At 52.5% G+C, this 25,381-nt stretch carries 28 protein-coding genes; 16 read left to right on the top strand and 12 right to left on the bottom strand.

The window, feature by feature from the left end; all coding sequences use genetic code 11:
* Positions 1-43 precede the first annotated feature (43 nt).
* Together JNO48_13965 and JNO48_13960 are read right to left on the bottom strand one after the other, a co-directional pair.
* Complete coding sequence (locus tag JNO48_13965; GenBank protein ID QTE68270.1) at positions 44-646, bottom strand: hypothetical protein; 603 nt, start codon at positions 644-646, stop codon at positions 44-46.
* Positions 647-734: 88 nt separating this feature from the next.
* The gene (locus JNO48_13960) at positions 735-1,304 is read right to left on the bottom strand and encodes a DNA-3-methyladenine glycosylase I (protein ID QTE69777.1); all 570 of its coding nucleotides are present in this window, start codon (positions 1,302-1,304) and stop codon (positions 735-737) included.
* Positions 1,305-1,543: 239 nt separating this feature from the next.
* Between JNO48_13960 and JNO48_13955 the strand changes: the two genes are divergently transcribed.
* The 4 genes from JNO48_13955 (at position 1,544) to JNO48_13940 (ending at position 4,051) form a co-directional block, all read left to right on the top strand.
* Positions 1,544-2,296 carry an SDR family NAD(P)-dependent oxidoreductase gene (locus JNO48_13955; GenBank protein QTE68269.1) on the top strand — a complete coding sequence of 251 codons (753 nt, stop codon included), beginning with the start codon at positions 1,544-1,546 and terminating at the stop codon, positions 2,294-2,296.
* 116 nt (positions 2,297-2,412) lie between these two features.
* Positions 2,413-3,162 (top strand): NAD-dependent protein deacylase, encoded by a 750-nt coding sequence (locus JNO48_13950; protein QTE68268.1) that lies wholly within the window; start codon positions 2,413-2,415, stop codon positions 3,160-3,162.
* On the top strand, positions 3,159-3,599 hold the full coding sequence (locus tag JNO48_13945) for a DUF523 domain-containing protein (protein QTE68267.1): 441 nt from the start codon (positions 3,159-3,161) through the stop codon (positions 3,597-3,599). Before JNO48_13950 ends, JNO48_13945 begins: the two co-directional genes overlap by 4 nt.
* The gene (locus tag JNO48_13940; protein QTE68266.1) at positions 3,596-4,051 is read left to right on the top strand and encodes a GNAT family N-acetyltransferase; all 456 of its coding nucleotides are present in this window, start codon (positions 3,596-3,598) and stop codon (positions 4,049-4,051) included. The genes JNO48_13945 and JNO48_13940 overlap by 4 nt, the downstream gene beginning before the upstream one ends.
* Before the next feature lie 83 nt (positions 4,052-4,134).
* Here the strand turns inward: JNO48_13940 and JNO48_13935 are convergent, their stop codons facing one another.
* From JNO48_13935 to JNO48_13925, 3 genes are all read right to left on the bottom strand, one after another.
* Entirely contained in the window at positions 4,135-4,770 is a 636-nt protein-coding gene (locus tag JNO48_13935) for a hypothetical protein (GenBank protein QTE68265.1), read from the bottom strand.
* 73 nt (positions 4,771-4,843) lie between these two features.
* Entirely contained in the window at positions 4,844-5,488 is a 645-nt protein-coding gene (locus JNO48_13930; GenBank protein QTE68264.1) for a hypothetical protein, read from the bottom strand.
* Positions 5,489-5,513: 25 nt separating this feature from the next.
* On the bottom strand, positions 5,514-6,767 hold the full coding sequence (locus tag JNO48_13925; GenBank protein QTE68263.1) for a hypothetical protein: 1,254 nt from the start codon (positions 6,765-6,767) through the stop codon (positions 5,514-5,516).
* A 298-nt stretch (positions 6,768-7,065) separates the two neighbouring features.
* Between JNO48_13925 and JNO48_13920 the strand changes: the two genes are divergently transcribed.
* Complete coding sequence (locus tag JNO48_13920; GenBank protein QTE68262.1) at positions 7,066-8,862, top strand: Na/Pi cotransporter family protein; 1,797 nt, start codon at positions 7,066-7,068, stop codon at positions 8,860-8,862.
* A gap of 45 nt (positions 8,863-8,907) precedes the next feature.
* Here JNO48_13920 and JNO48_13915 read toward each other — a convergent pair whose 3' ends face one another.
* From JNO48_13915 to JNO48_13900, 4 genes are all read right to left on the bottom strand, one after another.
* Entirely contained in the window at positions 8,908-9,594 is a 687-nt protein-coding gene (locus JNO48_13915; GenBank protein QTE68261.1) for a YjjG family noncanonical pyrimidine nucleotidase, read from the bottom strand.
* A 115-nt stretch (positions 9,595-9,709) separates the two neighbouring features.
* Entirely contained in the window at positions 9,710-10,507 is a 798-nt protein-coding gene (locus JNO48_13910) for a hypothetical protein (GenBank protein ID QTE68260.1), read from the bottom strand.
* Between the two features lie 203 nt (positions 10,508-10,710).
* The gene (locus JNO48_13905) at positions 10,711-11,583 is read right to left on the bottom strand and encodes a hypothetical protein (protein ID QTE68259.1); all 873 of its coding nucleotides are present in this window, start codon (positions 11,581-11,583) and stop codon (positions 10,711-10,713) included.
* Between the two features lie 126 nt (positions 11,584-11,709).
* The gene (locus JNO48_13900; GenBank protein QTE68258.1) at positions 11,710-12,612 is read right to left on the bottom strand and encodes a ParB-like nuclease domain-containing protein; all 903 of its coding nucleotides are present in this window, start codon (positions 12,610-12,612) and stop codon (positions 11,710-11,712) included.
* 186 nt (positions 12,613-12,798) lie between these two features.
* On the opposite strand from JNO48_13900, the gene JNO48_13895 reads away from it, so the two are divergent.
* The 7 genes from JNO48_13895 to JNO48_13865 all read left to right on the top strand — a co-directional run bounded on the left by JNO48_13895 (position 12,799) and on the right by JNO48_13865 (position 20,082).
* On the top strand, positions 12,799-13,095 hold the full coding sequence (locus tag JNO48_13895) for an STAS domain-containing protein (protein QTE68257.1): 297 nt from the start codon (positions 12,799-12,801) through the stop codon (positions 13,093-13,095).
* A 27-nt stretch (positions 13,096-13,122) separates the two neighbouring features.
* Positions 13,123-13,662 carry a hypothetical protein gene (locus JNO48_13890; GenBank protein QTE68256.1) on the top strand — a complete coding sequence of 180 codons (540 nt, stop codon included), beginning with the start codon at positions 13,123-13,125 and terminating at the stop codon, positions 13,660-13,662.
* A gap of 162 nt (positions 13,663-13,824) precedes the next feature.
* A complete protein-coding gene (locus JNO48_13885; protein ID QTE68255.1) occupies positions 13,825-14,856 on the top strand; it encodes an ABC transporter substrate-binding protein in 1,032 nt (343 codons plus the stop codon).
* 113 nt (positions 14,857-14,969) lie between these two features.
* Complete coding sequence (locus JNO48_13880; GenBank protein ID QTE68254.1) at positions 14,970-16,055, top strand: ABC transporter ATP-binding protein; 1,086 nt, start codon at positions 14,970-14,972, stop codon at positions 16,053-16,055.
* Positions 16,052-17,776 carry an iron ABC transporter permease gene (locus JNO48_13875; GenBank protein QTE68253.1) on the top strand — a complete coding sequence of 575 codons (1,725 nt, stop codon included), beginning with the start codon at positions 16,052-16,054 and terminating at the stop codon, positions 17,774-17,776. The genes JNO48_13880 and JNO48_13875 overlap by 4 nt, the downstream gene beginning before the upstream one ends.
* A 57-nt stretch (positions 17,777-17,833) precedes the next feature.
* On the top strand, positions 17,834-18,892 hold the full coding sequence (locus JNO48_13870; GenBank protein QTE69776.1) for an ABC transporter ATP-binding protein: 1,059 nt from the start codon (positions 17,834-17,836) through the stop codon (positions 18,890-18,892).
* Between the two features lie 158 nt (positions 18,893-19,050).
* Positions 19,051-20,082, top strand: coding sequence for a DUF2804 domain-containing protein (locus tag JNO48_13865; GenBank protein QTE68252.1), 1,032 nt, complete (start codon positions 19,051-19,053; stop codon positions 20,080-20,082).
* Between the two features lie 6 nt (positions 20,083-20,088).
* Here the strand turns inward: JNO48_13865 and JNO48_13860 are convergent, their stop codons facing one another.
* From JNO48_13860 to JNO48_13850, 3 genes are all read right to left on the bottom strand, one after another.
* On the bottom strand, positions 20,089-21,264 hold the full coding sequence (locus JNO48_13860) for a phosphotransferase (GenBank protein QTE68251.1): 1,176 nt from the start codon (positions 21,262-21,264) through the stop codon (positions 20,089-20,091).
* Between the two features lie 81 nt (positions 21,265-21,345).
* A complete protein-coding gene (locus JNO48_13855; protein ID QTE68250.1) occupies positions 21,346-21,975 on the bottom strand; it encodes a lactate utilization protein in 630 nt (209 codons plus the stop codon).
* Between the two features lie 31 nt (positions 21,976-22,006).
* A complete protein-coding gene (locus JNO48_13850; GenBank protein QTE68249.1) occupies positions 22,007-23,077 on the bottom strand; it encodes a WYL domain-containing transcriptional regulator in 1,071 nt (356 codons plus the stop codon).
* Between the two features lie 123 nt (positions 23,078-23,200).
* Between JNO48_13850 and JNO48_13845 the strand changes: the two genes are divergently transcribed.
* The 4 genes from JNO48_13845 to JNO48_13830 all read left to right on the top strand — a co-directional run bounded on the left by JNO48_13845 (position 23,201) and on the right by JNO48_13830 (position 25,344).
* Positions 23,201-23,422 carry a hypothetical protein gene (locus JNO48_13845; protein QTE68248.1) on the top strand — a complete coding sequence of 74 codons (222 nt, stop codon included), beginning with the start codon at positions 23,201-23,203 and terminating at the stop codon, positions 23,420-23,422.
* Between the two features lie 29 nt (positions 23,423-23,451).
* Positions 23,452-23,784, top strand: a complete 333-nt coding sequence (locus tag JNO48_13840; protein QTE68247.1) for an HIRAN domain-containing protein — start codon at positions 23,452-23,454, stop codon at positions 23,782-23,784.
* A 16-nt stretch (positions 23,785-23,800) separates the two neighbouring features.
* Entirely contained in the window at positions 23,801-24,601 is an 801-nt protein-coding gene (locus JNO48_13835) for an ADP-ribosylglycohydrolase family protein (GenBank protein ID QTE68246.1), read from the top strand.
* Between the two features lie 176 nt (positions 24,602-24,777).
* On the top strand, positions 24,778-25,344 hold the full coding sequence (locus tag JNO48_13830; GenBank protein QTE68245.1) for a hypothetical protein: 567 nt from the start codon (positions 24,778-24,780) through the stop codon (positions 25,342-25,344).
* Positions 25,345-25,381: the final 37 nt, after the last annotated feature.

Here is a 25,381-nt window from a genome sequence, read left to right as displayed (position 1 = left end):
AGCACAGCTGGATTCGCAGATTCTTGCTAATTCTTATTTCCCGTTATACCGCGCCCAGGATCCTGGCCAGGGAAATATGGTTCCGACGGCAGTGGAATGTACCTTTCATCAGTCCGGAGCAAACCCGGCTGTCCGTTTCTTCCACCGTTAAACGAACGGGTTCGGTAACAGAACGGATCTGCCGGTTTTCTTTACCCAGCAGGATCAGGGTAAATTCGTCTCCTTCCGACTGGATTTCCCATACCGGGGACTCTGGGTTCAGGCCGGCTGTCTTCAGCAGGAATACAGCATCTTCCCGGATTCCGTCCGCATGAATGGAGGGAATGATCTCTTCGTTGGCAAAGCGGTCATTCATTTCAGCCAGGCGCTTCCAGATCCCGGAATAATCAATGCCTGCTTTTTGGTACACACTTCCCATAAAGTCGCACAGGAAATCCCCGCCGGAAGTTTCATTCAGCAGGTTTTCATACCGGTCCAGGTCTTCCAGGGTAAATGATTCGAGGTTCAGCATATACCGCAGGACGATCTGCCCGTAATGCGGAACCGCCACGTATTCCTCAAAGTCGATAGCGCCGCCGGATTGCCGGGCAGCTTCCCGGGATATTTCCCGAATCCGCTCCTGCAGCTTTTCACTGAGAATATACATTTCGTGTCTCCTCCGTCTGTATCTTTGCAGAATTCGATCAAAGCAAAGCCTTCTGTGTAAAACCCAACATGCTTTGGTCGGTCTGCTGTTAGGGTTTTTCGTTGTCCGGGCGCTTGCAAACCGTGGGATTTGCGGCATTGATTCGGGCATAGCAAGGACAGTCGCTCCCGTGGTCGTTGATGATTCCGCAGGCCTGGAGATGGGAATAAACCGTCACCGTGCCGAGATATTTGAAACCGCGTTTTTTCAGTTCCTTTGCGATTGTGTCGGAAAGGCCGTTGCTGACCGGAATCTTTCCATCCCCATGTCCGGTGTACAGAATGGTTTTGTTTCCGGAATATGACCAGATCCATTTGCAGAAGGAACCGAATTCCTCCCGCATCTTCCGGAAACACCGGGCATTGTTGATCACTGCCTCTATTTTCCGCCGGGACCGGATCATTCCCCCGGTGTTCATGATGCGGTCGATATCTGTTTCCGTGAATTCCGCGATTTTGTCATAATCAAAGCCGGCAAAGCACTGACGGAAGATTTCCCGCTTTTTGATCATCAGGGACCAGCTGAGGCCGCACTGCATGGCTTCCATCATCAGGTGCTCAAACATCACGCGGTCATCATGGACAGGGATGCCCCATTCCGTATCGTGATATTTCTTCATGGCTTCAAATGCAAATCCCCATTCACAGGAACTCATATGTCTTCCTCCGTGTGATAATCATTATCTGATTTTATCATAGCCAGACCCTGTTGTCACGGAAACTCCATTGCTTCTGCACCAGGGAAGGAAAATCTCCGGGAGCGAAAAAGCCTCTTGACTTCGAGTGAGCTTGAAGGATTACCATGACGTCAGAACATGAACACGCCGGGGTTCCCCGGTCATGATCAGGAGGAAACAAAATGTATCAGGTTAAGGGAAAATGGGCCCTGATTACCGGGGCAGCCCGGGGCATCGGATACCTGGCCGCTCAGTTTATGGCTTCGCATGGATGCAACCTGATCCTGCACAGCCGGGACCTGGCGCATACGGAAAAGGTGCTTTCGGAGGTTCGGGCGCTGGGAGTTGAAGCCGCGGCGGTGGCAGCGGACCTCAACGACCTGTGTTCGGTGGAAAGGATGCTCGCGGAAATTGATGCCATGGGGATCGATGTGGATATCGTGCTCAACAACGCCGGCCTCCAGGTTGCCTATCGTACGGATTACTGTACCACACCGGTCAGCGTCTATGAAATCAGCTTCCGGGTAAACACGATCTCCCCTGCCATGATCTGCTATCACTTCCTGCCAAAGATGATCGCCCGGGGTACCGGACGGATCCTGAATACCACCAGCGGTATCGCACTGGATGTGTGCCAAGCCGGGTATTCCGCCAGCAAAGCGGCGCTGGACAAGATTACTATTGACCTCGGATCAAAAGTGGAAGGCACCGATGTGCTGATCAATCTGACTGATCCGGGCTGGTGCCGCACGGACCTGGGCGGTCCGCAGGCTCCGAACGCCCCGGAAAGTGCAATCCCCGGTATTGTGGTCGGTGTGTTTGTGGATGACAAAAAATCCGGGCGTTACCTCGGTGCGCAGAATTTCACCGGAATGACGCTGGAAGAGGCTGTGCGAAAGACAGAGTCAGAGTTCGATAGTCCCTACAGAAAATAACCCGGAATAAAATCGTAGATTATGCTTCAGGATAACCGGTTTCCCGGCGGTTGAAAAAACTGCCGGGGTTTTCTATAATAGTTTCCGGATATCTGCAGAATGGATGAGGAACGTTTATGGGAAAGGAAGAAATCCGGCGCCTGCGCGAAATCATTGCCGGATCGAAGCGGATTGTTTTCTTTGGCGGGGCCGGTATATCCACCGCCAGCGGCATTCCGGATTTCCGCTCCGCAGGCGGACTGTATTCACAGGCATTCGAAGGATTCAGTCCGGAAACGGTGCTGAGCAGTACATTCTTTTACCTGCATCCGGAACTGTTTTTTGATTTCTACCGGAAGAATATGCTGTTCCCGTCCGCACGTCCGAATGCCGCGCATCATTACCTGGCAGAGCTGGAAAAGCGGGATGTCCTGCGGGGAATCGTCACCCAGAATATTGACGGGCTGCATAAGGATGCCGGAAATATTCGGGTATATGAACTGCATGGATCTGTGAAGGAAAACACCTGCCTGGAATGCGGCGCCTCCTTCCCGATGGAGGTTGTTTTTCATTCAGAGGGAATTCCCCGTTGTGACTGCGGCGGGGTGATCAAACCCAATGTAGTCCTTTATGGGGAACCGCTGGAAAAATATGTGGTGATTGGCGCCCGCCGTGAAATCACCAATGCGGATACGCTGATTGTTGGCGGTACTTCCCTGTCTGTGGAACCGGCCGCGTCCTTTGTCTCGGATTTCCGGGGAAAGCATCTGGTGGTAATCAACCTGGATCCAATGCCTGCTGATACACAGGCTGAGCTGGTCATCCGGGAAGATGTGGCGGATGTCTTTGCCGTCCTCATGAAAATGGATAGGGAGTCCTGCAAATGAAAGTAATGGTCAGTGCCTGCCTGCTGGGTGAAAACTGCAAGTACAGCGGCGGGAATAACCGCAGCAAAAAACTGCTTTCCATGCTGGCCGGCCATGAGGTCATCCCTGTTTGTCCGGAAGTGCTGGGCGGACTGCCGGTTCCGCGGGTTCCGGCGGAGATTGTGGACGGGATCGTCACAAACCGGGAAGGACTGTCTGTGGACGCGGAATTCCGCCGGGGAGCTGCGGCAGCGCTGGATGCTGCAAGGCTTGAGAACGTGGATCTCATCGTGCTGCAGCCGAGGAGTCCCTCCTGCGGTGTGGGAATGATATACGATGGAACTTTCAGCGGAAAGCTGATTCCCGGAAACGGGATATTCGCCGCCCTGGCGGTTGATGCCGGTTTCCGGGTTGTGAATGCTGATGATTTTGCGGAGAAAGGAATGCCTGGAGAATGAGGATTTATGAAACAGAACTGACAGACCGGGTGCTGGAAACGCTCATTGCCATGTCGGTGGAATGGGAAGCGGAAATGAGCACATTCGGCTATCGTGCCAATGAGCGGAATGATATTGAGGGCAACCGGATCTTCCTGGCGGAAGGAGAAAACGGAGAAGTCATCGGATACCTGTTCGGGGCGCCTTTTGAATCCAAAAACATGAAGGCCGTCATGCCGGAAGGAACCCGTTGCTTTGAGGTGGAGGAACTGTATGTGGTTCCGCACCATAGGTCGGAGGGGATCGGCAAAGCGTTGTTTTCCTTTGCCGAAAAAGCAGTCCGGGACACTGCGGATTACATGGTGCTGAGCACCGCCACCAAAAACTGGCGTGCAATCCTCCACTTTTACCTGGAAGAACTGGATATGGAGTTCTGGAATGCACGTTTGTTTAAAAGAATTGCAGATGCGTAACAGCCGGATATGTCACAAACCGCCGGGATACTTCTCCCGGCGGTTTGTTTTTTTCAGTCTTGTTCCGGCCTGTATACCGCGGTTCAGTTTACAATAACGCTGTCAAATACTCCCTTGATGATCTCTTCAATCTCTTCAGGATACTCACCGTTCAGATTGTAACCGCGGATGTTGACTGCACGGTCGCTGTGGAGGATGGAATACTGGACCACACCCTGCATTGAACCGTTTGCCTCAATCTGGTAATGGAACCAGAAGCCTGTATAATTTTCTCCCTTATATATGCCGCTTTCCTCAATCATGGCATTCATGCCCTTCAGACCGTCTTCCGCCATGGCAAGGAAAACTTGCAGCTCTGCTTCTGTTGCTTTTGCAAGATCCAGCTCCATGTTGATCCGGTCTGCCGCAATCTGGAATTCAGTCTCGTAATCAGTCAGGAACAGGCCGTAAGCAATAATCTTATTGCTGCTCATAAATTCCCGGAATGAATCATATGTAAATCCGACCTGGGACAGTAAGCTGTACAGCGGAGCGTCTTTATCGGAATACATCGTCACATACATAATGCTGTCGGGAATTTTCGCGTAAATCGCAACGTCTTCAAATTTTTCATAATTTTTCAGTTTCTCGGCGGTAAATGTCTCTGCTCCGGCGGTGGGAATGGAAACCACCAGCAGGAGTGCGAGCAGTGCGGAGATGATTCGGGTCATTTTCTTCATGGACTGATCATTCCTTTCTTGTTTGCTTGCCGTTTGATCCGGTTGGTTATTTGTTTTCCGGTTTGCCCTTGAATTACGTATCGCTTTCCGGCCGGGTAATCATAATTGTGTCATATACCTGCCGGATAATGCTCTCATTTTCTTCGGAAAATTCCCCGTCAAAGCCGTAAACACGGATGTTGACCGTTCGTAGTCCATCAATGATGGAATACTGGATCACATGCTGGACAGTATCTTCATTCTCAAACGTATAAAGGAACCGGAAGCCCTTGTACAGTTCTCCGTTATAAACACTGTAATCAACCACTTTGGCGCCGAGGCTTTCCAGCTGTTTTTTGGCCTGGGTCAGGTATACATTCATGAGCACATCGGGTGAATCATTCAGGTTGACAGGACTTGCAAGGTCATCAATCACAAGGGAAAATTCGCTTCTGTAGTCTGTCAGCATTAATCCGTAAATATACATCTGGTTTTCCTGCATATACTGCAGAAACTGCTGTCGCGTCATTCCACTGCTGCCAAGTATGGAAAACAGCGGGGCTGTATCCGGGGATTCCCCGGTTACATACATCACGCTGTCAGGTATTTTCACATAAATCCCTTTCTCTTCAAAACAGATCATGTCTTCCTCTGCCGCAGCAGGGACAGCTGTGATACAAAGTATTGCGGCCAGGATGACCGCCAGAACGGCCCGGGTTTTCACAATCGCGCTATTCATTCCGTTTGTTTCCTTTCTTTGTTTTTTACCCGTTTCCGGAATTGTCATTTCCCCAATCAATGGAGGTCTGGCTTTCCGGCACCCACAGGCGGTACCATTTGTTTCCCTGTTCGAACTCAACCTCCACATATCCGTTCTCATGCCCGTAGGCAACGACATCCTTCCATCCGTTGATGGTCACCTTCGCCTTGGCATAGTTGGTTCCAGGGCCGCGATAGGTATCCGATGTTGCGTTGACGGTACCCTGCCCGGTGGGATAGTATTCCTTCACCTGGTCCAGGTCCACAGCCACACGCTTCAGCCCGGTCCAGACGCGGTACCTTCCCTTGCCGGCATTGTCAAAGTCCACCAGGACCCACCAGGTGGTTCCGACATATTCCTTTCCGAGTACGCGGACCGTCACGTTCTGCCAGGTGTCCGGGAGGAATGTACCGGGTTCGTCATACTTCTGTCCGGGACCGGATCGCGTGGCCAGCTTATCCTTAAGCCGCACGCCGGTTACATCCGGTTTGCTTTTGTATATCGTAGGTACAGGCGTTGCTGCGGCCGGCATGGCACTGTATGCCGGCGCGTTTTTCACCAGCATGATCTCCGACAGGCATACGTCATTCGGGAACCGGCTGCCTTTGTAGGAGGTCATTGCGGATATCCTGACCGCAACGACGTTCTCCCGATGTCCGGTGGAAAGCTTCTGCCAGTCTGTAAACACCTCGTCCCGCAGGGTGAATTCCAGCATATCCCGGTATTTTGTTTCCCCGTTATAGAGGAAATCAACCCGAATTTTCTTCAGTCGGGCATTGATGTAGTACTCATCCGTTCCGGCATCCGTCCATCCCCAGAATCCGTTTTTGATCCAGATCTGGTCGACCGCCTGGACATAGCCGGTATAAAGGGTCAGCTTCGTCTTCCCGTCCAGCCCGCCCTTTTTGGCGGAGAACTGCCAGCAGGTGGTCTCATCATTGTCTATGGCAAATTCAGGCAGCCACTTGTCGGAAATCCAGCTGGTAGCATCAATCCCGGTAAGGCGGATTTTCACGCAGTCATCCTGCCCGGGAATCTGTTCCAGGGTCGGATCGGTATAAACCGGTGCTGCAGTCGGAAGCGCAGTGGTTTCCGTACTCCCGTAATGGGGCTTTCCGCACATGGAGCAGAAAATGCCGATATTGTCCGCAAAGCCGCAGTGCGGACACAGCCAGGTTTCAGCTGCCGCCCCGGTGATGCACAGCACCAGCAGAAGCGGCAGGACAGTACAGATTGTCTTGCGGAGTCTTCGCTGCATGGTGATCCTCCTTCGTCATTGATTCGGTGCTTTTATATATTGCATTCTGATAGTACGGTTCTCTGCATATATCATACATGGTTTGCAGGATGGAATCAAGGAATTCTTTGTATTTCCCACAGTCCGCATCCCCGTACACTGAATCAACGAAAACAGCCTGTTTTTTCTTCCCGGCCCTTTTCCGGACATCAAAGCCATGGTATAATTGTTAATTGGTGGATTTTGGTTATTTTGATCCTGGAACTGCGGAGGTTCTATGAGTTTTTTTGATATTTTGTCTCTTCTCGGTGGTTTGGCTATGTTTCTGTACGGCATGCGCCTGATGGGCGATTCCCTGAAGGAGAACTCTTCCGGAACGCTGAAAACCGTCATGGAAAAAGTAACCGACAACGCGTTCAAAGCGTTTGTCCTGGGCATTGCGGTCACCGCCCTGATTCAGTCCTCCACTGCGACAATTGTCATTACAGCCGGCCTGGTTGGTGCGGGAATTCTGTCTGTTCGTCAGTCCCTGGGCATTATTGTCGGTGCAAACGTCGGTACAACAGTCACCGGCCAGATCATCCGATTACTGGATCTCAATGCTTCCGGAGATACTTCCATCCTCCGATTTTTCCAACCCTCAACCCTGGCGCCCCTTGCGCTGATTATCGGCATCATCCTGATCATGACCGGAGTTCTCAAGAATTCCCGTTCCATCGGCAACATTGCCATCGGGTTCGGAATCCTTTTCTCCGGTTTGCTGAACATGACCAGTGCGGTCAATGCCCTGCAAAAGTCCGGTATCGTGGAGCAGCTGTTTTCCGGCCTCGGAGACAATCCTTTCCTGGGATACCTCACCGGTGCAGCCGTTGCCTTCACGCTTCAGAGTTCATCCGCTGCTGTGGGTATTCTGCAGGCTTTCTCTTCCAGCGGTTTCCTGACCTTCAAAGCCATCTATTCAGTGATCGTCGGTATCTATCTGGGCGACTGTGTCACCACTGCGATTGTTATTTATATCGGTGCCAACCGGGAAGCCCGCCGCGTCGGCATCATCAACATTATGTATAACCTGGGCAAATCCGCCATGGTGCTGATTGTGATCACCGTAATCCATCATCTGGGCCTTCTGGATGGACTGTGGAATGCCACCGTCAATTCCGGTATGATTGCCAATACCAACACAGTTTTCAACCTGGTATGCGCCATCTGTCTCCTGCCCACGCTGCAGGTGCTGGAACGCCTGAGCGACCGCATTCTCAGAAAGAAGAAGGAAGATGAGGATCCGCATGACGAGCTGCTGAAAGCGCTTAATCCCGTCTTCTTCGCCACTCCCGCCCTTGCGTTCCGCAGCTGCTATGATGTGCTGATTACCATGTTCCGGCTTTCCCGGGAGAACCTTTCCCGCGCTCAGGTGCAGCTGGATGATTACACAGAAGCCCGTCAGATGGAAATCGACACCGATGAACTGCAGGTCGACCGGCTCACCGATAACCTGAGCCGTTACCTCGTGGAACTGCTCCCGCACCTGCAGAGTGAGAACCATATCTCGATCCTGAACCAGTATTACAAAGTTTCCACGGAATTTGAGCGGCTCGGAGACCAGGCAGTCAATATCTCAGATATCGCATCCCGCCTCAACGCCAATTTCTCCGGGTTTTCAGAAACATGCAAAAAAGAAATTGCCGTCCTGCAGGATCTCATTCAGGATATCCTGGACAATGCGGAGAAGGCTTTCTCAGATAAGGATGAAAAAACCGCGTCCATGATCGAGCCGAAGGTCCACGTCGTCAATGATCTGATCAACCAGATGACGCAGAATCATTTCAGCCGGATGAGTGCGGGGCAGTGTTCCCTCCTGGCGGACGCGGTATTTTCCAACCTGATGGCGGAATACAAGCGTGTCGCCGGCACCTGCTCCAACACCGGCATGGCCACGCTGGTCCGGATTCATCCGGAACTGGCTTCCCGGGAACACCTTTTCCTGGAAACTCTGGATGAAAACGGCAGCGCTGAATATAAATCCGTGTTGAACCAGACGCATCAGGTCTATTTTGACCGGCTGAACGCAGTGGAAGCAGAGCCCGCCCCGAAGGAAGCCGGCCTGGCAACCGTCTGACACAGAACATGCTAGAGAAGCTCCGTATAATACCGGAGCTTCTTTTTATTTCAGAATTGGAATAATCTCATGCAGGTCTGCAATCATATAATCAATTCGGTACCCGTCCGGCGCTGTTTTCCGTTCCGGATTATACCAGCAGGTTTTGATCCCAGCATTGTTTCCGCCCCGGATATCGCTGGTCAGGGAATCTCCGACAATCATCACCTCGTCCGGGGTTTCCGGGCGGATTCGGTCCATAACCGCATCAAAGAATGCTTTGTTCGGTTTTTCCACTCCCAGTGCTTCTGAAAGAAATATCCCGTCCATTATTTTCCCAAGCCCGGAAGCTTCCAGCTTCCGGGTCTGCGCAGTAATTGTCCCGTTGGATACCACATACTGCCGCACCCGCCCTCGCAGGCTTTTCACAATGATGAAGCTGTCATCCCGAAAAACAATTGTATCGCCCAGCCGTATCTGGTACAGCCGGTTGAACTCCTCCGCCAGCGATACCGGCACGCCGATTTCCCCGAAAAACTGCTCATACCGTCCGATCAGGACCTGCTGCTTGGTAATCTCGTTCCGTTCCAGCCTTTGCCAGAATCCCTCGTTGATCTCGGAATAACGCCGGATCATTTCATCCGTGCATTCGCCAAGTGAAAACTCGCTGAAAAGGCACCGGACAGCCGCGCGTTCCGCTGCTTTAAAATCAAGGAGAGTGCCGTCCACATCCCACAGCAGTGTCCTGATCATTGCCGTCTTCCTCCACAATGTAAAAACAACCCGGAGCCGGAAGGTTCCCCCTCATGCTCCGGGTATACAGCATTATATCATGCTTCCGGAAATCGGTACAATCCCTGGGATGGGATTATCCCCAGTTGCCCAGCAGGTCAAACTTCAGCTCGATCCCTTCCGACTCGTACAGAATCGTGCCGTTTTCCGTCATGGAGAAAACAGCCTCGATGGATTCATCACTGTCAGCAGTGTCATATTCACCGGCTGCGTTTTTTGTAAACACGGTACCGGTTCCGCTCGCTGTCAGTTTTCCGGATGCCGCGTCAAAACTGCCGGTCATCAGGTACAGCGTATATGTATCTGCGTTTTCCTTACCGCGTTGAATATAGACGGTATAGTCGAAAACACCTTCTTCGCCGCCGTTGAACATGAATTCGGCTTCCGTTTCTTTTTCCTCATTCCGCCAGACACCCTCGAACGGTCCGATGTTCACAAATTTCAGGCCTGCGCCGGCATCATCATAGCCGTCCTTCCAGATCAGGAAACCGTCCCCGTCAATGACGAATTCCGTTTCCTTCCCTTCTTCGTCGATTCCCTCATATGCATAGGTGTCACCATAAATCTCTTCTCCTGTATCCGGATTGATCGTATAATCCGAGCGAAGGGATGAAAGGGAAACCAGGGAATCCGTATCTTCATGGTAATAGCAGGCATACTCATATTCAGAACCGGCCGCTTCCGCTGCCCGTTCAATTTTCATATATACGCGGTAGCCTTCCTCTTCGTAGAATATTTCTGCGATGCCGCCTTCAACCGCCCAGTCTGTCTCAAATTTCTTTCCGCCTTCCGGCTGCGGAACCTCATCCGCTGCCGCAAAGGCCGCCAGAAAGATCATCACCACAGCCAGCAGGATACCCAGGATTTTCTTCATCTTCTTCGTCTCCTTTGTTTTGTTTGGTTTCTGTGCTCCGAAACGTCAGATGGCAATACTTTTTACCGGATGATTATACTATATTCTTACGAACATTTGAACTCAGATAAACAGACCTTTTTTTGTTCTGCAAAAAACAGAGCCGGAGAACAGAGCTTTCTCCGGCGATGTGAGGAGCATTTTATGTAGAAGCAGAACTGGAATTATTCTCCGGCAATGCTTGCAACCGCTTCATCCGTCCGGATCAGGAAATCCAGGTAATGGAACTCCACCGGAATATAATCCAGCATCGGCTTTTCCTTCAGTTCTCCTGTAAAGGCGTCAATCACAATCCCGATCTTGCAGGGCGGAATCTGGCCAACCCCGGCAAAAGCTTCTTTCAGGCGTTCCTGGTATTTCTTCATTGCACGGTCAGTGGAGTATTCCTCCTCAAAGTAGGAATGATCTTCCAGGTAAATAAACCATACCGGTGTCCCATCCAGCACATAGCAGGCACTGAGCCCCGGAACAAACAGTGTCTCCATGTCAATACCTTTCCACCCCATCCGTTCCGATGCGGCGTCCCTGGCTGTAACCAATGCGGTATTGTAATCCAGCGCACCTTCCGGCGGTACAATGATTCCCCGGTCGATAACCGCCAGGTATCTCGGCCAGATTGTGTTTCTCTGTTCCTGGCTGACTCCCTCCAGCTTTTCCTTCCACTTGGCGCATACCTCCGCCATGCGCCAGGCACAGTCATCCCGGTGGAAGCATTCCTTCAGCTCAATCTCCAGCTGTCGGTCCAGGTTAATTTTCTCCGGTCCTTCCATACTGATGAGATTCCATTGATCGTCTGTTTCAAAAACCAGAAGTCCATCCTCATCCTCCGGGTGATCTTTCATAACGACGCTGAAAGACCACATTCCGTCTTCATAAAAGATCTGGCCGGTCTTAACCTGCTCCCGACCCAGTCCCGTTTCTCTTTCCAGCACTGCAAACGCCAGGTCCCATTCGTTTTCATCATTCGCTGCCATGGCGTTTCCGGCAGCAAGAAACATAATCATAACCAGGGCAATTGCTCTCTTTACGGTTTTCATGTCCGCACCTCCGTTTTTTATGGTTTCATCATTTATGACGATGCGAAGGTCCGGTTTTTTACGCCGCATGAAAAAAAACACACGCTGAATTCCGTGTGTTTTTCATCCGGGCCGATCCGCTGCCGCTTACTTTTGTGTCTCCATTCCTCCGATTACGTCCATGATCTCCTTCGACCATGTATCATCGTTCCCGCTCAGCGGAAATTCTGCAAAAGTCTTTGTCCGGCTGTCCACCCGCGTGATCGCTGCATTGTCAATATGGAGTGTCATCGGATACTTCTCCTTCATCCGGTTTTCAAGCTGTTCCTTCGTATGGCTTCCCTTCGGGGCTTTCCGTGCAGTACCGGTTACAATACCCGCCACATGGGCATGATACATCCTGAACAGGTTGCGGATATAATCCATGGAATAGTAGTTGGCGGAAAACACCCACACATCATATCCATGTACCCCCAGATACCTGAACAGGGCCGGAATCCCCAGCCGGAGTCTTTCCCTGTATATATTGCGGAATGGGAACGGCAGCGGTTTCTCTGCCGGTCCGTTTTTTTCTTTCTGGAAAACAACCTCATCCAGATCCAGTGTCACACGCTTGTCATGGCTGGCTGCGGCGAGCATCTTCCGGATATCATTTTCCTGGGTCAGGTTCACGATTTTCACCGGAATCTGCTTCAGGCCTGTACGGTAAGCGGCTGCCCACCGATGGTGGCCATTCATGATCATGTAGCCGTCCGGACGGATTCGCTCCACGGTCAGCGGTTCTTTTGCTGCCGGGGATACAAACCTCGCATCGTTTTTGTTTTTCCGGATGCGGCGGTATTCTCTTTCATAATTGGAAACAATTTCATAGTTCGGTCCAATCTTCGGGAAGCAGAATTCGTCGTCCGGGTTCGGATGCAGTCGTTTCAGTGTTGTCTTCCGAACCAGCAGCCGACGGATGATTCCGGCATGAATCGGCACATAGATGCCCTCGACCTTCTGGACTTCATCTGCAAGAAACTGCTGAAACTGGATATTTCCTCCGGCCATATGCTCTTCTCCGTTTCCTGTTGGATATACAATAACATTAACAAATCATCATGTACTTTTCAAGTCATACATAAAAAAGGTTTCCCATGCATTTTTTGCCCAAAACCGCTTTATTTCGCCCCAAATATGTGCTATAATCACGAAAACACAGGAAAAATCAAAAATTTCATCAAGGAGGCCCGGACTATGACCATTACCAAAACCATGAACGGAACTACGCTGGAAATCGCCCTGGAAGGCCGTCTGGATACCATGACCGCCCCCGAGCTGGAAGCGGAGCTGAATAAGGATATGCCCGGTGCGGAAAGCCTTGTTCTCGATTTCAGCAAACTGGATTACATCTCTTCAGCCGGTCTGCGCGTCCTGCTTTCTGCCCATAAGGTCATGTCCTGCAAAGGCGGCATGAAGGTGACCGGCGTGAATGAAATCGTTCAGGAAGTGTTCGATGTCACTGGTTTCGCCGATATCCTGACGATTGAATAAACAATTTGTGAGGAAGGAGTTAATGCCATGAAATCCAATGTGATTATCATTGACAATCAGGGCAATGGTTTTGACAAATCCCTTGAAGAAGCCCGCAAAGTTGCCGATTATGAAGGCCTGACCCATAAGGAATCCCTGCAGCTGCAGCTGTGTGCAGAGGAAATGCTCAGCATGGCCCGGGGAATTACCGGGGAGATGCAGGCATCCTTCTGGATTGAAACCGAAGGCCGCGCCTTTGATCTGCATATGTCCACCAAAACAGTCATGGACAAGGAAAAGCGCGCCCTGCTTCTTGCTGCGGCAACCTCCGGCAAAAACGAAGCCGCAAAGAGCTTCCTCGGGGCAATCCGCGATTCTTTCGAGTACGCCATGGCCGCGGATGTGGATCACAGCGACGAAGCGCTGCCGGATGACCTGCTCAGCGATCTTCCGAATCATGTGATCGAATGCCTGGATCCCGAATGGGACAAGTATGAACAGTCCACGCTGAAGCGTCTCGCGGAAACCATCCGGATCGGCATCCGTGGCGATAATGTGGATATGACGGTCACCAAACGCTTCGCGTAAGAAAACCTCTTCCTTTGCCATCCCCATATACCCGGGGGATGGTTTTTTTCTGCCGGATAGCTGATCCGTTTTTCTATGACAATAGCTGGCTGTTCACATGTCCCGGATACCTTTTTCCTTTCCTCTATTGACAAATACCCTCTGAATTCGCATAATTGAAATATGGATCTGGATAGATCGTTACAATTGAAAAGGAGGCATTTCCCAATGAAAAAATTGCTTGCATTGCTCCTCGCTGTGATGATGGTTCTTTCTGTTTCTTCCGCTTTTGCGGCCGGAAAGGTCATGCTGTACTCCTCTATGCAGGAAGCGCAGCTCCAGGCTATTGAAAAAGCATTTGAAGCCAAATATCCGGACATTGATATGGAGTATTATTATGCCGGCGGCGGTAAACTGGTCACCAAGATGACCACTGAAGCTGAAGGTGACGGCCAGATCGCGTGCGACCTGGTATGGCTGGGCGACCCGTCCGACTATGAAGCTTTCAAAGCCAACGGCTGGCTGCTGCCCTATGTCTCCCCCGAAACGGATCATATTGCCAAGGAATATATGGATGTCGAAGGTTACTACACCGCCGGCCGTCTGGTCACCATGGGTATCGCCTGGAACATCGGACTCGTCGATGAAGCGGATGCCCCCAAGACCTGGAATGACCTGCTGGATCCCAAGTGGAACAATCAGATCATTATGACAGACCCGTCCCAGGCATCCACCACCAAGTACTGGATGGCCGCCATGATGCAGTCCGAAAAGTATGGCGAAGCTTATTTTGAAGCGCTGAAGGCCAACGGTGTGGAGCTGGAAAGCGGCACCACCGCCACCCACAATCGTGTTGCGGACTCTTCCTATATGGTTGGTATCTGCCTGGACTATGTATCTGCCAACCTGATTGCGGAAGGCTCCCCCATCCAGTTCCATTACACCACGGATGACGTGATCACCATGACCAGCCCGATCGCCATGATCAAAGGCTGCGCCAATGAAGAAAACGGCAAGATCCTGATGGACTTCATCCTTTCCAAAGAAGGCCAGGAAGTCCTGGTGGAGAACAACCTGGTTTCTGTCCGGGACGACGTTGAGATGCAGGTGGACACCTCTGCGATTGCAGCCGTCAACATGGTCGTGGATTATAATGACCTGGGCGCCAACCTCCAGAACTACCTGGATAACTTCAACAAGATTTTCAACAAGTAATTCTCCGTTTCCCTGGGCATGCGCGCAGGACTTTGGCGGGCATGCCCGCTTTTTCTATCCGGCCTTTCACGGAGGGGAAAAAGCGGAAACGAAGCGCGTAAGGAGAACGATAGATGGCAAACGTTAGATTTGACAATATCACCTTCCGCTACGGAACAAATACAGTGCTGGAAAACTTCTCGCTGGAAGTGGAAAGTGGGAAAATCGTCTGCCTGGTCGGCCCGTCCGGCTGCGGCAAAACGACGCTGGTGCGTGCCCTGCTGGGGCTGATCAAACCGGAAACAGGTTCCATCACTGTAGGCGACCGGGTGCTGTTTGACGCGAAAAAGCGCATCAACGTCCCGGCTGAAAAGCGGAATATCGGCATTGTATTCCAGGATTACGCCGTATGGCCGCATATGACCGTACTGGAAAACGTATGCTATCCCCTGAAAAAGCAGCGCCGGCCCAAGGAAGAGATCCGTGAACGGGCTATGCGCGCTCTCGAGCAGGTACACATGACGGAATACGCCAGGCATCTGCCCAACCAGCTTTCCGGCGGACAGCAGCAGCGTGTGGCCATTGCCCGGGCGCTGGTGATCGACAGCGATCTGCTGGTAATGGATGAACCGATCACAAACCTGGATGCCAAACTGCGGGAAGAAATGCTGCTGGAAATCCGGATGATCCAGAAACGGCTCAATGCAACCATCCTGTATATCACCCATGATCAGCAGTCTGCCTTGCAGCTGTGTGACAAAATGGCCATTATGCAGCAGGACGGCACCCTCTGCCAGTATGGCACGGATGAGGAAATCATCCTCCATCCCGCCAACCGTTTTACTTTCGAATTCATTGGCGTTTCCAACTTTATCCCCCTGGAAAAAGTCGGAAACACCATGTGCCTGAATGTCGGTGAAAAGATCCCCTTTCCGGATGCAGTTCCGGAGGAAGCGGCAAACGGCGGTTACGAGATCGGTGTGCGTCCCAATGACATCGTATTCGATCCCGAATCTCCCTTGCAGGCCAGGGTGGATTCCAGGGTTTTCCTGGGCAGTGAATATAACTACTTCCTCTCCCTGGGCAGCAGGCAGATCCGTGTTCAGCAGTCCATGCTGGATGCCCGTACCCTCGGTACGGCTGATGAAGGGGAAACTGTTGGCATCCGGTTCCTGAACAGCCGCTGTTATCCCGCAAAGAAAGAAGGTGCATCCGCATGAAGCGCTTGGGTGGTGTCAGTGCAGAGCTCGCAGCCGTGGACGGACGGAAACGGCTGAATATGGACAAAGTGATGACCGTTGTCTGCTTTGTACTGCTGCTCATCATTGTGGTCATACCCATCGTGATGATCATCTTCAATGCTTTCTTCAATGAAGGCAAGCTGGAAACCCAGATGTTTGTCGAACAGGTGACTGACGGCAAAAACCTGGAGGCAATGTGGAACACCCTCAAGATTGCGCTGTTTGCCACCATATTCGGCACCATCATGGGCGTATTCTATGCCTGGCTGCTGGGCCGGAGCGATATTCCCGCAAAAGGCCTGATGCGGGCGCTGTTCAACATCCCTTACATGTTCCCGCCCTTCCTCGGTGCCATGGCATGGGATATGATGTTCAATGGCCGTTCCGGCTACATCAACAAGATGCTCCGGGATCTCTTCGGCCTGACCCAGATGCCCATCAACATCAATTCAGTCTGGGGCATCGTATTCGTGGAGGTCAGCTATTACTTCCCCTTTGTTTTCATGCAGGTGGTTTCCGCGCTGGAGCGCATGGATCCCACGCTGGAGGAATCCGCCCGTATCGCCGGTGCAAAACAGCGCCAGGTGATCTGGAAGATCACCCTTCCGCTGGTCAAACCCGCTATCTCTGCAGGCGCACTGCTGATCCTCACTACCTCCCTGGCTCACTTCGGCGTACCGTCCATCCTGGGCTACGCCAAGGGCATATACACCCTGCCGACCCGGATCTACGCGGTTATTTACAATTCCGGCGGATCATTCGACGGTATCCGCCAGGGTGCTGCGCTTTCCGTCATGCTGGTCGTAGTCGTCGCGCTGGCACTGGTGCTGCAGAACAAAATACTGTCCGCGGGAAATTACGATATCATCAAGGGCAAATCCATGCGCCCGACCCTGATCAAGCTTCGCGGCGCAAAAATCCCGCTTTTCCTGCTGGCAATCCTGACGCTGGTGCTGATTGTAATCGTGCCCCTGGTCATGATCGTGCTGGTCTCCTTCCTGAAAGCTTACGGCCTGCCGATCGAATTCAAAAACTTCACCTTTGCCCAGTATGAAAAGGTATTTACCGCCAACGGTACCATCGCCGCGATCCGGAACTCGCTCTTTGTCTCAATCACCGCGGGTATTGTGTGTATGTTCCTGGGTACGCTGGTCGCTTATGTGGTCCAGAAAATCCGGCCAAAGGGCAAAGGCGCACTCGAGGTTATTTCCATGCTTCCCTACGCCATTCCCGGCACGGTGCTGTCCATCGGTGTGATCCTGGCATGGAGCGGGCGTATTGTGGGGATCAACCTGTACAACACCATATGGATTATCCTGGTGGCTTATATGGCCCGGTATCTGAGCTTCAGTATGAAGACATCCTCCGCCGCTCTGCTGCAGGTTCATTCCTCATTGGAGGAAGCTGCCCGCGTATGCGGCGCCAGCCATACCGAAAGCCTCAAGGATATTACATTGCCCCTGATACGGCCAGCCATGGTCAGCGGCTTCTTCCTCATCTTCCTGCCGGCCATGCGCGAGGTAACGACATCCATCCTGCTGTATGGGCCGTATACCCGTACGCTGGGTGTCCAGATTTACTCCCTGCGTGATGCGGGCATGATTCCGCAGGCCGCTGCGCTGGCAACCGTCGCCATCGGTATCATCATTATCCTCAACACCATTGTCACCAAGATCACAAAGGACCGGAAGGGGGTGTAACCTGTGGGAGATCAGATTGTTCTGGATCATGTTACCAAGCGGTTCACCACCAAAACACTGGGTGATATCGTGGCTGTGGATGATTTCAACCTGCGGGTGCACGAGGGAGAATGCTTTTCCTTCCTGGGGCCTTCCGGTTGTGGAAAATCCACTACCCTGCGGATGATTGCCGGATTTGAGGACCTGACGGAGGGTGAAATCGAACTCTGCGGCAGGCTAGTGTCCTCCCGCAAAAAGAATCTGTATGTGCCGCCCGAAGAGCGCGGCCTGGGCATGGTTTTCCAGGCATTCGCGGTCTGGCCGCATATGAACGTTTTTGAAAACGTAGCATTCCCCCTGCGCATTCAGAAGGTAAACAAAACGGATATTGAGCGCCGGGTGAATGAAGCCCTCCACCATACCAGCCTGACCGGTCTGGAAAAGGCATGGCCGAGTGATCTTTCAGGCGGTCAGCAGCAGCGTATTGCGCTGGCCCGTGCCATCGTTACCAATCCCAAGGTCATGCTTCTGGACGAACCGTTGTCCAACCTCGACCCGAAGCTGCGTGAAACCATGCGCTTTGAGATCAAGGCGCTGCAGCGCAAGTTCAATTTCACCATCATCTTCGTGACCCATGACCAGTCTGAAGCGATGGCAATCTCCGACCGGATGATGGTTTGTGATATGGGCAGGATCATGCAGATCGACACTCCTGAAAACCTGTACAACAAGCCCTGCAATCGTTTTGTCCACAACTTCCTCGGCGAGAGTACCTTTATCAATGTGGTTATTCAAGATGGCAAAGCCTATCCGAAAGGCCATATGGACCAGGCGCTCAACCTTTCCGTACCGGATGATGCTGCTGAAGAAATGGTCGTTGCAACTCGTCCGAATGAAATCGCGCTTTCCGGCCCCGATCAGGACGGCTACCAGACCCATGTGGAAAAACGTATTTTCCTGACAGATCGGACCGAATACCTCGTGCCTGTCGGAGACCAGCTGCTGAAGGTACAGACGCCCCACCGCGTCACTTTCGCCCAGGGGGAAGCCTGCAGTGTTCACCTGGTGGAACCGATGTGGTATCCTGCCGACGACGCGGCTGCGGAAAAGGAACGTGCACGCCGTCAGCTGGTGTAATTCAGACCCAATCGGGAGACATATCCGTTTCCTTTTTGGCGTGGCCGGGAGAAGGCTTCTCCCGGCCATTAATTTATTCTTCCTCTTGCCCGCCTTCTGCCGCGCAGGTATAATAATTCCAGATACAGACACATCATCAATATCCGGGAGGCATCATTATGCAGCACCGCATCACTGTACCCGGCCCGCTCCTTGACGAAAGCGGACACCTGATCGAAAAAGGATACGCGCTCTCTCAGATCCGTCAGTATGACCGTTCACGTGTCAGGGCTTCCAGGTTCCGGCTGAAGGAATGGGATTATTACTGCATCTGTACAGATCGTTTTGCCCTGGCGCTTACCGTCGCCGATAACGGATACATGACGATGGACAGCATCTCCATGCTTGATTTTGAAAAGAACAGTCAGGTCACGACGTCCCGGATGTCCCTGCCGTTTATCGCGAAACGGGATCTCCCCTTCTCCTCCGCATCCGGCAATATCCGGGTCTGCGGAAAAGGGTATGAAATCCACTTTGACAATGACGGGAAATCGCGGCATCTTTACGGACAGATGGACCGTTTTTCCGGGGAAACCGGAATCTCGTTTGATGTCACGCTGACAGATGCGCCGGAAGAAACCATGGTCATCGCGACGCCCTTCCCGAAAAAGCCCACGGCTTTCTATTACAACCAGAAGATCAACTGCATGCGGGCGGATGGTACGGTAAAATTCGGAGACAGTGTATATCAGTTTGATCCTTCGGAGGATTTCGGCGTCCTGGACTGGGGCCGCGGAGTCTGGACGTATGACAATACCTGGTACTGGGGATCTGCCTCAGGCATTGCCGGCGGTGTGCCGTTTGGGTTCAACATCGGTTATGGTTTCGGCGACACCTCCGCCGCCAGCGAAAACATGCTGTTTTACAACGGAAAAGCGCATAAGCTTTCCCAGGTGAAATTTGAAATCCCATCCGCGGACGGAAAAGACGATTTCATGTCCCCGTGGAAGTTCAGCAGCGATGACGGCCGGTTTGAAATGGACTTCATCCCCCTGATGGACCGCAGCGCAAAAATAGACCTGAAGCTGATCTGTTCAGACCAGCACCAGGTCTTCGGCCGCTTTTCCGGAACAGCCGTCCTCGATGACGGGCAAAAGGTCGTAATAAAGGACCTTACCGGCTTTGCCGAGAAGGTCCGTAACAAGTGGTAAAACCGCTTACAGTGTCAGGGAATCAATCTGTGGGAGCAGCTCCGCGATATGTTCTGCAGTATGGCGGTACCGCAGCTTCCGAAGGGCATCATCCGGGAATTCCTTGTCCAGCACATCAATAAACCGCAGGCAGCCGAGCAGGGCAATCTTTTGCCTTGCTTTTTTGATTGCTTCTTCATCCGGATTGCCGAGGTATTCCCGCAGGGTTTCCGAGAAAATCCGGGTACAGGTTTCTTCGGAAAGGCCGTGGAATTTCAGCGTATTGCCCGGATCATCCTCCGAGAATGAAATATAGCTCGTATAGAGCGCTCCGAACTCAAACACCGGATCTCCGGTGCTCAGCGTATCCATATCGATCATCATCAGGGTTCCGTTGGAATCCATCACGTTCATTAGGTGGGCGTCTCCGTGCAGGATGTGCCGGTTTTCCGGCATCGCTTCCAGCATTTTGATCACCCTTCCGGCGTTTCTTTTCCCGATATCCCCGGCCATCCGTTCTGCAACCGTCACAAAAACCCTGCGGGCATCCGGCAGATCCCCGGGGGCTGCTTCCAGTGCGTGAATGGATTTCAGCAGTTCCACATACCGGTGAATGATGCCCGGAATCTGTTCCGGATCCCGGATTACCTGCTTGTTCAGGTTCTCGGCGTTGACCATCTCAAACATGGCCCCATAGCAGTCTCCCGCCTTCACCGTATCAAACGGGATCGCGGTGGGAATGCCCAGCAGGAAGGCTTTGCGTGCCCGTTCCCGTTCCGCACGGATCACGGGAATCATCTCTTCCCCGCCTTTGTACACCTTCACAATGGTATCCCCGTCATACCGGTATACCGTTCCGATGGCGCCCCGGCCGATCTCCCGGCAGTTGTCCACGGAGATTTCCCGCATCTTTTTCCGGATATCCATCAGGGTATTGAATCCGGTTACTTCAAAAATATCATATACCTCCGGTGTGACATTGCGGATCACCGGTGCCTTCGGCAGTTCCTTCTGCAGGGCCAGCAGCACGCGAAGCCCGGAGCTGGAGATGTAGGTAATCCCCCGCGCGTCAATCACCAGCGGCAGCCTGGGGTGCTCCGCCGCGGCTTTCCGGATCTCTGTTTCCAGCTCTGCCGCATTGTCCGACCGGATTGAACCGGAAGGCTGGATAACCAGCTTTCCATCTTCCTCATAGATCTGCACCGTATCACCTCATATTCTTTTTTTCTTTCCGGAATCAATATACCATATACCCGTTCGTTTTGAAACAGGGATCCTCCAGTGTCAGAAACCAAGGCTGTCATTTACCAGGATCACATGAATCCGGTCCGTATGGCGGGAATAGCGCGTGATCAGGATCTGGCAGCAGATCGTATCCGGCGACTTGCAGTTCATGCAGGCGCCGGTTTTGGAGCACGGTGTGCTCAGGGCGAACCGTTGGGCATTGATCGGTGCGGCTACATTGCGGGCGCGTTTGATCGCCCCGTCAATATCAGCACACACCTTGTTCATCCCGACAATGAAAACCACCTTTTTCGGTCCCTGCGCAATCGCGGATACCCGGTTTGAATTTCCGTCAATATTCACCATCACTCCGTCGGAAGTAATGGCATTCGCGCTGCTCAGGAATACGTCCGCGTCGTATGCGGCCAGCATTGCCGCCCGCTTGTCTTCATATGCGTCCCGGTCAATAAAATGATAATTCCCGTTCTTCAGCGCGTCCACCAGTCCGACCTCATGCGCGCTCATCGCGCCTCCCATTGTTACGGACGAACCTTCCGGGATCAGTTCCAGCGCAATCCGCAGTGCTTCCTCGCGAGACGGTGCGTAATACCCGCTCATATTGCGGGATTTCAGTCCTCTGATCACGGTCTGGGCCAGCAGTTCGTTTCGTTTGTTCATTGCGGGATTCATAATCTTTCCTCCTTCTGTCCGGGGTACATGATCATTCGTCATTTCCGTTCATTTCATACAGGGCAGCCGCTTTCCTCAGCTCGGTCCGGATATCCTCAACCAGGCTGGCCGGCGATACAACCCGTACAATATTCGCGTGTTCCACCGCCCAGTGTTTCATGGCCTCCGTGCTCACCAGCAGGCGGCAGGATACTTTTCCGTCTTCCTGCTCATGGAATGAAACATGCCGTCCGAAAAAGTCAATGATCAGGCTGACCGCACCTTTCGCAGTCACAAATTCCACCTTTTCCGCCTTTCCGGAAAACATGTTCAGGTTCTGGTACACATAGTCCTGGAGATTCAGCCCGTCTTCCAGCCCTTCAACCTGGCTTTTCGGTTTCACCGGAGTCTCCAGCAGGGCAATATCCGTAATCCGGTCAATGCGGTAGTTGGAAACCGTATCGTGATGGTCATTGTTGCAGATCAGGTAATACCGCCCCTCACTGGCCACCATCTGGTAGGGATTCAGCGTCTGGCGTTTCACGGTGCCGTCTGCGTTCATTCCGGGATGCAGTTTCATGTCCGTTCCATAGTAGTTATAGGTAATCTCAACCTGTTTCCCGGCTGTAATTGCCTCATCCAGGATATCGATGGTATGGAACAGCTCCGGGTTCTGCGGGGAATCCGCTGACATGCAGTGCACATGGTTCATCCGCTGGTTGAAATAAGCGCTGGAGAGCTTTCCGAGCTTGTCAATCAGCTGCTTCCGCTGCTTATACGGCACCGAGCGGGAAAACAGCAGGCCGTCAATCAGCATATGAAGCTCCGGTTCGGTAAACTCATGCTCAAAGTACAGGTTGGTATATACGGTGTTTTCTTCCTTTTCCCCGGTCTTACGGTCTGTATGGGTCCGCACGACCTCTGTGTACTGGATATCATACCCGGCGTCAATCAGGTCCGCGATATTGCGTTTCACCGTGGCGCGATTGACTTCCAGCCCGTATTCGTCCCGAAGCTTTTCCGCAATCTGCTGCTGCGTCATGGTGTGGTCAGCATCCGTATACCGGCGCAGGATCTGCAGGATATACAGGATAATAATCTTCTTTCCGCTTTCCGTCGGCATGTGCGTTTATCCCCCTTTTTTTTCTGGAATAATCATAACTGTGATGTTCAAAAAATGCAACATCGAATTTGGTAGCATAAGTATGCAGGGAACAGAAACAGGAACAGAACGGAGGAAGAAAATATGAAATCTGTACAGAGGACCAGGGGAATCATGAAAGCCATCCGGGAAGCCGCTTTCGGCGGATTCACTCCCAGGTATGTCACAGCGGGAAGCCTCGCGTGCCGGCGGATGATCCGGAATGCCGTTACTCCCGGTCCCAGTGACGCCGCGATCCTCGCCTGGGCAAAATACGATCTTTCCAGGGAGATCCTGGGCGGTTTCTGGGAAGTCCGCGCCGCGTAAATCAGCTGACTGAACAAGGAGGGGAAAACATGAAGATCTACTTCACCATCACCGGCACGCAGTTCCGGTTCGGGCAGGAATTTATGGAAAAGGATATGCCGGTCCGTCTGGAGAAAGAACCTGATAATGAGCACGATCAGGAAGCCATCAAAGTCATGATGGAAGGGCTTGGCCAGGTCGGTTATGTGTCCAACAGCCCGCGCACTGTCCTGGGGAAAAGCTGGAGCGCCGGCCGCCTGTATGACAAAATCGGCGATACGGCCGAAGGCACCATCCTCTATGTGCTGGATAACGGCGTCCTCTGTTTCCTAGAATTGCCCGAAGCAGAGGCAGAAGAACAACAAACGGCAGTCAGCCGGTAACAGGAGGTGCTTTGGTATGTACGGAGCGATTCTGGGAGACATCATCGGGGAACCGTATGAGTTCGACCGGGGAAACAAATCCAAAAACTTTCCGCTGTTCAGCAGCCGGCCCGCATATACGGATGATTCTGTGATGACCATCGCCGTGGCGGAAGCGCTGATGAATACCCGCGGAAAGAAGCCGGAGGAAATCCGCCGGGCGCTGGTGGATTCCATGCGGGAATGGGGCGCCGCTTACCCCGATGCCGGATACGGCGGAATGTTCCGCTGGTGGCTGACTGCGGAAAACCCGGAGCCCTACGGCAGTTTCGGCAACGGATCCGCCATGCGCGTTTCCCCGGCCGGCTGGCTGTTTGATTCCCTGCCGGAAACCCGTGCGATGGCCCGCCTCACTGCGGAAGTCACCCATAACCATCCGGAAGGAATCAAGGGTGCGGAATCGGTCGCCGCAGCCATCTGGCTGGCACGTCATGGCAGTACAAAGGAGGATATCCGTCAGTATATCACCCGGGAGTTTGGTTACGATCTTTCCCGCACCTGCGATGAAATCCGTCCGACGTACCGTCATGTGGAAAGCTGCCAGAAAACCGTTCCGGAAGCCATCACAGCTTTCCTGGAGGGGAACAGCTTTGAGGATGTCATCCGTACCGCCGTTTCCCTCGGTGGGGACTGCGATACCCTCACCTGCATTGCCGGCAGCATTGCGGAAGCATTCTACGGCGTTCCGGCTGCCCTGAAGGAGAAATGCGTGTCCATCCTGCCGGAGGATATGCGTTCCGTGCTCGTATGCTTTGACCATATGCGCGGCCAGGCCTGAACCGGTACCCCTGCCTTCTCTGTTTTTTTTCCCCCTTTTCCTCGCGGCATCCCCGGATGCCGCTTTTTTATCCATATCGCAGCCAGCAACCATGAAAACCGTAAATGGCAAATCTGTATTGAATAAATTTCGTTTGATTGATAAAATATATAAAATTGTCCATGGAGGAAACATAAATGGAAAGCACAAACCTGAAGGAAGCAATCGCCGGCCTGAATGTACTGAAAAAGGATGCCCAGAAGGCTATGAAAAAGGGCCTTCCGTTCGTCCTGGCATCGGTGGTGATTTGGGGGCTGATCCTGGTCGTACAGTCCCTGGATCTGGATCTTTCCGTAAAGAATATGTGCACGTTTGTCTGCTGCGTCCTGCTGATGCCGCTGGCCATCCTGTTCTCAAAGGTCGTCGGGGCGGATATTTTCCGGAAGACCCCCAACCCGGTCAACAAACTGGCGCTCCTCAACACTCTGAACCAGTTCCTGTACATTCTTATTGTCATGTGGGCTTTCAGCCGGGCTCCGGAATATATGGTGATGGTTTATGCCATGGTCTTCGGCGCGCATCTCCTGCCTTTCAGCTGGGCGTATGACAGCAAGGCTTACCTGGTCATCTCCATTGTGGAAACAGTCGGCGCGCTTGTGCTGTATTTCCTTCTGGGCAGCATTGCTGTGGCCGCTTTCATCGTCATCGGGGAAATCGTGCTGAGCACCTTGCTCTGGATGGACTGCAAAAGGAATCTTTCGTAAACGGGCAGCATACTTCCTGATATAAATCCGGGCACCG

It is taken from the genome of Clostridiales bacterium, assembly GCA_017569285.1.
Taxonomy (GTDB): Bacteria; Bacillota; Clostridia; order Christensenellales; family Aristaeellaceae; genus Aristaeella.
Note: the sequence above shows the minus strand (reverse complement) of the source record. Positions and strands in the feature narration are given on the sequence as shown.